The organism is Burkholderia sp. lig30 (assembly GCF_000687455.2).
Lineage (GTDB): Bacteria > Pseudomonadota > Gammaproteobacteria > Burkholderiales > Burkholderiaceae > Burkholderia.
The window spans coordinates 146,352-153,587 of the sequence record NZ_JGVW01000053.1 but is presented as its reverse complement, the minus strand read 5'-3'; the positions used below and the strand labels follow the sequence as shown (position 1 = coordinate 153,587).

The following is a 7,236-nucleotide window of genomic DNA, read 5'->3' as shown; positions in this document are numbered from 1 at the left end:
GCGGCGTCGCGACGCCGCTGTCGGCGAATTGCGCGCGGTCGATACGGCGCGTTTGCGTCGCGCGTTCGAGCATCAGGCCGAGCATGCGGCCGGCGTCGTCGCCGTCGGGCGTCGTCGCGCAACGGTAATGCACGATCACGAGCCTCGTCGAGCGCAGCGGGTGTGCCGCGCGGCCGAGCGCGAGGCGCGACACGTCGATCACGGGCACCGGCGTGCCGTGCCGATGGATCACGCCCGCGACCCACGCGGGCGCGCCCGGAATCGTCCTCGCATGGCTGAACGGCAGCACTTCGACGATTTGCGTGGTGTCGAGCGCGTAGCGCTCGCCGTCGAGTTCGAACAGGAGAAAGAGCATCGGAGGGCTCAGCGGGGCGCGGCGTCGCGGTCAGGCTTCGACCTTGAAGCGCGACACGCCGGTGCGAAGCTGGTTCGCGACCAGCGTCAGGTCGTCGATCGCCTGCGACGACTGGCGCAGCGATTCGGCCGTCTGCTGCGCCGCCTCCGACAGTTGCGACAGCGCCTGGGTGATCTGCTCCGCGCCGTTCGCCTGGGTCTGCATCCCTTCGTTGACGAGCTGGAAGCGCGGCGCGAGCGTCTGCACCTCGACGATGATCTGCGACAGCTGGCTGCCCACCTGCTGCACGTCGCGCATGCCGCGCCGGACTTCCTCCGAGAACTTGTCCATTCCCATCACGCCGGCCGATACCGCCGACTGGATTTCCTTCACCGTCTGCTCGATGTCGTAGGTCGCGACGGCGGTCTGGTCGGCCAGGCGGCGGATCTCGGTCGCCACGACCGCGAAGCCGCGGCCGTACTCGCCGGCCTTTTCCGCTTCGATCGCCGCGTTCAGCGACAGCAGGTTGGTCTGGTCCGCCACCTTCGTGATGGTCGAGATGACCTGGTTGATGTCGAGCGCCTTCTCGTTGAGGATCGCGAGCTTCGCGTTGACCGAGCCCGCCGCGTCCATCACGCTGCGCATCGTTTCCGCCATGCTGGTCAGCCCGCTCTGGCTCGAGCCGGCCAGCGTCGCCGATTGCTCCGCGACGGCCGCTACTTCATTCATCGTGCGCAGCAGGTCCCGCGACGTCGCGAAGATCTCGCGCGAGGTCGCGCCGATCTCGGTCGTCGTCGCCGCGGTCTCGCTGGCCGTGGCCTGCTGCTCCTTCGACGTCGCGGCGATCTCGGCCACCGAGGTCGTCACCTGCAGCGACGATTGCTGGGCTTGCCCGACGAGGCTGGTCAGCTCCTCCGCCATCCGGTTGAAGCCGCCCTCGAGCGTGCCGAATTCGTCGTTGCGGCGCAGGTCGAGCCGCTGCGACAGATTGCCGGTGCGCATCACGTCGTGGACTTCCACGAGCCGCGCCATCGGCACCGTGACCGCGTGATAGAGCGCGTAGCCGGTTGCCAGCGCAACCAGCAGCACGACCACGAGTGCGGTCGCCAGCGTGACCTCGGTCCGCGAGACCGAAGTGCGGATCTGCGTGGCCGAGCTGTCCGCCTGGTTGCGGTTTTCCGCGACCAGCGCGTTGGCGTACTGGACCACGCTTTTCCACACCGGGATCGACTGCACGAAGGTGGCCTGCGCGGCCGGCCGGGACGTCTTCGCCTGCCGCACCGCCTCGGCGAGCATCGGCAGGTACTGGTCGTAGGCCGCGCGGAACGCGCGGAACCGCTCGCGGTCGTCGTCGCGGAACACCGTGCCCTGATAATCCGCCGCGGCTTGCTCGAGATGCCGCATCGCGTCGGACACGGCGTCGAGGTCGCGCTTCATGCTGTCGGCGTCGCTGTCGACGAAGAGCGCGCGTTCGAGCGTCTCGTGGGCCTCGTTGGTCGCCGCGCGCAACGAGGTGGCGAGATACTGCCCCGGCACGGAGTCCCGCGCGAGGCTGCTTGCCTCGTCGTCGATGGTCCTCAGCTTCGTGTAGGAGATCGCGGCCATCGCGAGCATCAGCACGAAAATCGCGCCGAAGCTCAAGATGATGCGCTTGCCGAGCGTGAGGCGTCCCACGCTGAAGACGTCGGACCGCGTATTTTTTCTTGTGCCGGGCATCACGGTGGTCATGCGCTCGTGTCTCCAGGTGGGAACAGGTGATGAGTGGGGCGGGCGACGGCCTCAGGCGGTGCTGAATCCCCGTCGGAAACAATGCTCGATTAATGAGACATTATCGCCTGAATTGCTGACAATTTCGATGGATGGCGGCGCGCGCCCGCTTGTCGCATCGCACGACAGATTTCGGGAAAAATTCCGGTCACGCACACTGAAAGATGTTCGCCGCGAGCCGGCGATGACGGGAGGTGCATCAGGGGGAGGCAGTGCGCGGATCGCGCACGGTCGGTCGCATCGGGCGCGGACCAACCGGGATCGAGACGGCCGGGATCGACTCCCCCGCCGCATGGCGCCGCGAAGGACAAGACAGGCGGCTGGCCGCCTGTGCCTCGGCGGCCGGCCGCCGGGAATCGATCCCGTGTCGAAGGGGCCGGGCGCGCGGGGCCGGAGAATGCATGATCCGGCCCCGCGCGCTCGTGAAGACGGCTTACTTGCTGTCGTCCTTGATCTGCGGCAGCGCCGACGATTCACCCGGGGTCAGCAGGCCGGCCTGCGTGTACACGCGCAGCTTGTCGCGGGTATCGGTGATGTCGAGGTTGCGCATCGTCAATTGACCAATGCGATCGCGCGGCGAGAACGTCGACGCGACCTTCTCCATCGACAGGCGCTCCGGGTGATACGTCAGGTTCGGCGACTTCGTGCTCAGGATCGAGTAGTCGTTGCCGCGGCGCAGTTCGATCTTCACTTCGCCGGTGATCGCGCGCGCGACCCAGCGCTGGGCCGTCTCGCGCAGCATGATCGCCTGCGGGTCGAACCAGCGGCCCTGATAGAGCAGGCGGCCGAGGCGGCGGCCGTTCTCGCGGTACTGCTCGATCGTGTCTTCGTTGTGGATGCCGGTGACGAGACGCTCGTACGCGATGTACAGCAGCGCGAGCCCCGGGGCTTCATAGATGCCGCGGCTCTTCGCCTCGATGATGCGGTTCTCGATCTGGTCGCTCATGCCGAGACCGTGGCGGCCGCCGATGCGGTTCGCCTCGAGCAGCAGCTCGACCGGGTCCTTGAACTCGACGCCGTTGAGCGCGACCGGCTGGCCGTTCTCGAAGCGCACGGTCACTTCTTCCGCGGCGATCTTCACGTCGTCGCGCCAGAACGCGACGCCCATGATCGGGTTCACGATCTTGATCCCGCTTTCGAGGCTCTCCAGATCCTTCGCCTCGTGCGTCGCGCCGAGCAGGTTCGAATCGGTCGAATACGCCTTCTCGGCCGACATCTTGTACGCGAAGCCCGCCTGGCGCATGAATTCGGACATTTCCGCGCGGCCGCCCAGCTCGTCGATGAAGGTCTGGTCGAGCCACGGCTTGTAGATCTTCAGATCCGGGTTCACGAGCAGGCCGTAACGGTAGAAGCGCTCGATGTCGTTGCCCTTGTACGTGCTGCCGTCACCCCAGATGTTGACGCCGTCTTCCTTCATCGCGGCGACGAGCATCGTGCCCGTCACGGCGCGGCCGATCGGGGTCGTGTTGAAGTACGTGACGCCGGCCGTCGTGATGTGGAACGCGCCGCTCTGCAGCGCCGCGATGCCTTCGGCGACGAGCTGCGCGCGGCAGTCGATCAGGCGGGCGCCGGCCGCGCCGTATTCGATCGCACGTTTCGGGATCGCGTCGTAATCGTCTTCGTCGGGCTGGCCTAGGTTCGCCGTGTAGGCGTACGGGACGGCGCCCTTCAGTTTCATCCAGTGCAGCGCGGCGCTGGTGTCCAGGCCGCCGGAGAAGGCGATGCCGACCTTCTGGCCGGTCGGGAGACTTTCAAGAATCGTGCTCATAGGAATTACCGTTGGATAGAAATCCGGTCACTTTCGCGGAATATGCGAGTATCGGCTGTCCCGGAAGTTGGGGCAAGGCCTGATTGTGCCGCTCGGCCGGCGCGGCGCGTGCGCGCGCGGCCCGTTTGCACTGTATTGGTGCGATGTTGCCGAAAGACCTCGGCATCAGATGTTCCACGACTGCGCGGTGTCCAGCAGGCGGGCGCGCAGCTGCTCGACTTCGCCGGCCAGCTTGGTCGAGATCGACGCGTATCCGGACAGCGGCGGCGGCGCGTCGGGCGGCACGTCCGGGCGCGGCCGCGCGCTGGCGGCCAGCCGGCTGAGCGTGCCGAACTTGAGTGCGCGGCTCGCGCCGACGAGGGTTTCGCGAATGCGCCGGTTTTCCGCGCGCATCGTGTGGCGCACGAAGTCGCGGCCGGCGCGGTCGTCGCGGGCCGGCTGCGCGCTCGCGAGGATCTCGAGATAGCTGATGCACAGGCGCAGGCTGCGCTGGATCCCCTCGAGCTGCTGCATCGAGATCTCGCATTCCTTCGCCACCCACGGCATCAGCGAGCGCAGTTGCACGAGCAGCGCGCTGAGCGCGGCCATGTCCTTCAGGTGCGCTTCGTCGCCGACGTAGCGGGCGCGCACGATGCGCGCATGCACGGCCGCGCAGCCCCGTATCGCGTCCGCGAGCTTGTAGCGCCACGAATAGGTCGCATAGAGCGGCAGCGCGAACGAGAACAACAGCGCGATCGCGATGCCGAGCAGCACATTCACCGCGCGCCACAGGCCGTCGATGATCTCGTTGTCGCCGTGCCCGGCGACGATCACCATCGTGATCGCCGACAGCAACGCGATGTAGCCGGCCTTGCCGATCGCGTAATACGCGCACATGCCGCACGCGGCGGCCATCGCCAGGTAGGTGACGAGCGGCACCGGTACGGTGGTGTGCAGCAGGATCAGCAGCAGCCCGGCCAGCGCGCCGATCGAGGTCCCGACGGCGCGCTCTGCCGCCTTCTTGCGGATGTTGCCGTGGTGCTGCAGGCCGCCGACGACGATCAGCACGGTGATCGTCGTCCATTCGCCGTGCGGAATCTGCACGCCGGTCGACAGCGCGATCGACGTGAGCACGCCGAGCGACACGCGCGCGGCGTGGATCAGCTTGGCGTGCCGGTAGCGGCGGTACGGATCGAGCAGCGGGCGGAGCGCGCTGCGGACGATGGCGGGCAGCCGGTAGTGAAGCGAGGCGGTCATGGAAGCAGGGGGATGGAGGGGGAGGTGTGTCGGCGGCGCGGGCGCGGGTGCCCGGTCGCGGCATCGGTCAGGTGCAACGCTAGCGGAACAAATGCGGGCTGTCCACGGCGGGGCGCTGCGGCCGTGTTGCGACGTGTCGTGCGCCGCCGCGCTTCGATGCCGCGCGCGCCGGCCTGCGCGCCGCGCGGCTTACGCCTCGGTCGCACAGCGGCCGGCCTCGCTCACACAATTGCGTCCGTTCGACTTCGCGTGATAGAGCGCCTCGTCGGCAAGCTTCACCAGCGTCCTTTCGTCGATCGCGGCGCTTCCCGTGCGCGTCGCGGTGCCGATGCTGATGGTGACGCGCCCGTACGGGCTCTGCACGTGTTCGATGTTCAGGCCGGCAATCGCGCGCCGGATCGATTCCGCGACGGCCAGCGCGCCGCGCGCGTCGGTGTCGGGCAGCGTCACGACGAACTCCTCGCCGCCGTAGCGCGCGACATGATCGTCCAGGCGGCGCAGGCAGCGCGAAGTGCTGCGCGCGATCGCGCGCAGCACTTCGTCGCCGGCCTGATGGCCGTAATAGTCGTTGTAGCGCTTGAAGAGGTCGACGTCGAAGAACAGGACCGACAGCGGACGCCCGCTCCGGTTGGCCCGCTGCGCCTCCTTCGCCAGCGCGGCGTCGAAGGTGCCGCGGTTGTCGAGGCCGGTCAGCGCATCGGTGTGCGCGAGCCGGTACAGCTTCGATTCCGCGACCTGCCGGCGCTTCAGCTCGCGCGACAGCAGCAGCGAGCCGCTGGCGATAATCGCGGTGAAGATGCCCATCATGACCGCCAGCCATGTCGCACGGCGTTTCCACGGCGCGTAGACGTCGCTTTCGGCGGGCGCGACGTTGACGATGAGCGGCAGGTCGGCCAGATGCCGGAACACGAAGATGCGCCGCACGCCGTCGATCAGCGCAGGCCCCGCGAACACGCCCTCGCGCTCGGTCATCGCCTTGGTGAACAGCATTCCCCGGCGCAGGTCGCGGCCGACGAGGCGCGGATCGTAGGGCAGGCGACACACGAGCGCGCCGTTGTCCTCGACGATCACCGCGGCGCCTCGCTCGCCGACGGCGATGCCGTCGAGCAGCGCCCGGAAGTAGTCGATGCTCAGCGTGCCGACGACGATCCCGCCGAACGAGCCGTCCGGCCGGGTGATCCGGCGGCTGAGCGCGATTGTCAGCGCGCCGTGGAGAAGCCGCGACGCGTAAGGCTTGCTGATATAGAGGCCGCGAACCTTGCCGTCGCGGTGGACGGCGAAGTAGTCGCGGAACGCGAAGTTGCCCTGGCGGGGCGGAGCAGCGCCCGAATCGAGCACGATGTTGCCCTGCGGGTCCATCACGAAGATCGAGCCGAGATACTTTCCGGACGCGGCGCGGTCGAACAGCACGCGATTGCGTATGGACGGCGGCAGCGACATCACCTGCGGATCGGAGATGCCGTCGACCACGCTTTGCACCGACAAGTCGTACAGCTCGATGTTGCGGGCGATGTCGCGCTCGATGAGGAGCATCACGTTCCGGGCGTTCTCGACGGCATGGTCGTAGGCGTCGTGCCGCGACTCGATCAGCACGGACGCGCACAGTCCCCAACTGAACAGCAGCAGCACCAGCCCCGACACGAGCACGCCCCGCGGCGACAGAATCAGCGCAATGACCGTGAAAACCTTGCGGCGCACGGTTTGCGGAAGCGGAAAAAACATCATCCTTTTAAGCATTTGTTGGCGGAAGATGCTCGTTCCCGATTGTTCCGCACGGCAATAAATTCAAGATAACGCACATTATCCCGCGAATCCGTACGATCCATCCACGTCGCGCCGGATACCGCGCCGGGTGAGCATCTGACCCGTTTACACATGATTACCGCCTCTCGCGAGGCAATCGCTGATGTAAATCAGTGCCACGAGAGAATGCATTTTGTTGGACGAATCGCTGGTGTCCGGTGTGCGCACGCCTGTCCAGAGGCTGCGTGGCGGTGCCGGCGGCCCGCCGCTCCTTGTCGTCGGACGATTCGGGTAGAATTCCGCGCTTCGCCGCGGGCGCCCGTTGTATCACGCGACAGGGCCACGCCGCATTCATGTCAGGGCGCGCATCGCGTTCCTGAGCCATACG

At 67.2% G+C, this 7,236-nt stretch carries 5 protein-coding genes; all 5 read right to left on the bottom strand.

Going from position 1 to position 7,236, the window contains the following annotated elements; genetic code table 11:
* Window positions 1–355 (bottom strand): chemotaxis protein CheW (locus tag LIG30_RS05755; RefSeq protein WP_038710398.1); only part of this gene is annotated, 355 nt, incomplete at its 3' end.
* A 30-nt stretch (window positions 356–385) separates the two neighbouring features.
* Entirely contained in the window at window positions 386–2,062 is a 1,677-nt protein-coding gene (locus LIG30_RS05750; RefSeq protein WP_038710397.1) for a methyl-accepting chemotaxis protein, read from the bottom strand.
* Between the two features lie 472 nt (window positions 2,063–2,534).
* Window positions 2,535–3,869 (bottom strand): argininosuccinate synthase, encoded by a 1,335-nt coding sequence (gene argG / locus LIG30_RS05745; protein WP_038710395.1) that lies wholly within the window; start codon window positions 3,867–3,869, stop codon window positions 2,535–2,537.
* A gap of 165 nt (window positions 3,870–4,034) precedes the next feature.
* On the bottom strand, window positions 4,035–5,105 hold the full coding sequence (locus LIG30_RS05740) for an FUSC family protein (RefSeq protein ID WP_038710394.1): 1,071 nt from the start codon (window positions 5,103–5,105) through the stop codon (window positions 4,035–4,037).
* A gap of 189 nt (window positions 5,106–5,294) precedes the next feature.
* Window positions 5,295–6,830 carry a sensor domain-containing diguanylate cyclase gene (locus LIG30_RS05735; protein ID WP_038710393.1) on the bottom strand — a complete coding sequence of 512 codons (1,536 nt, stop codon included), beginning with the start codon at window positions 6,828–6,830 and terminating at the stop codon, window positions 5,295–5,297.
* Window positions 6,831–7,236 lie beyond the last annotated feature (406 nt).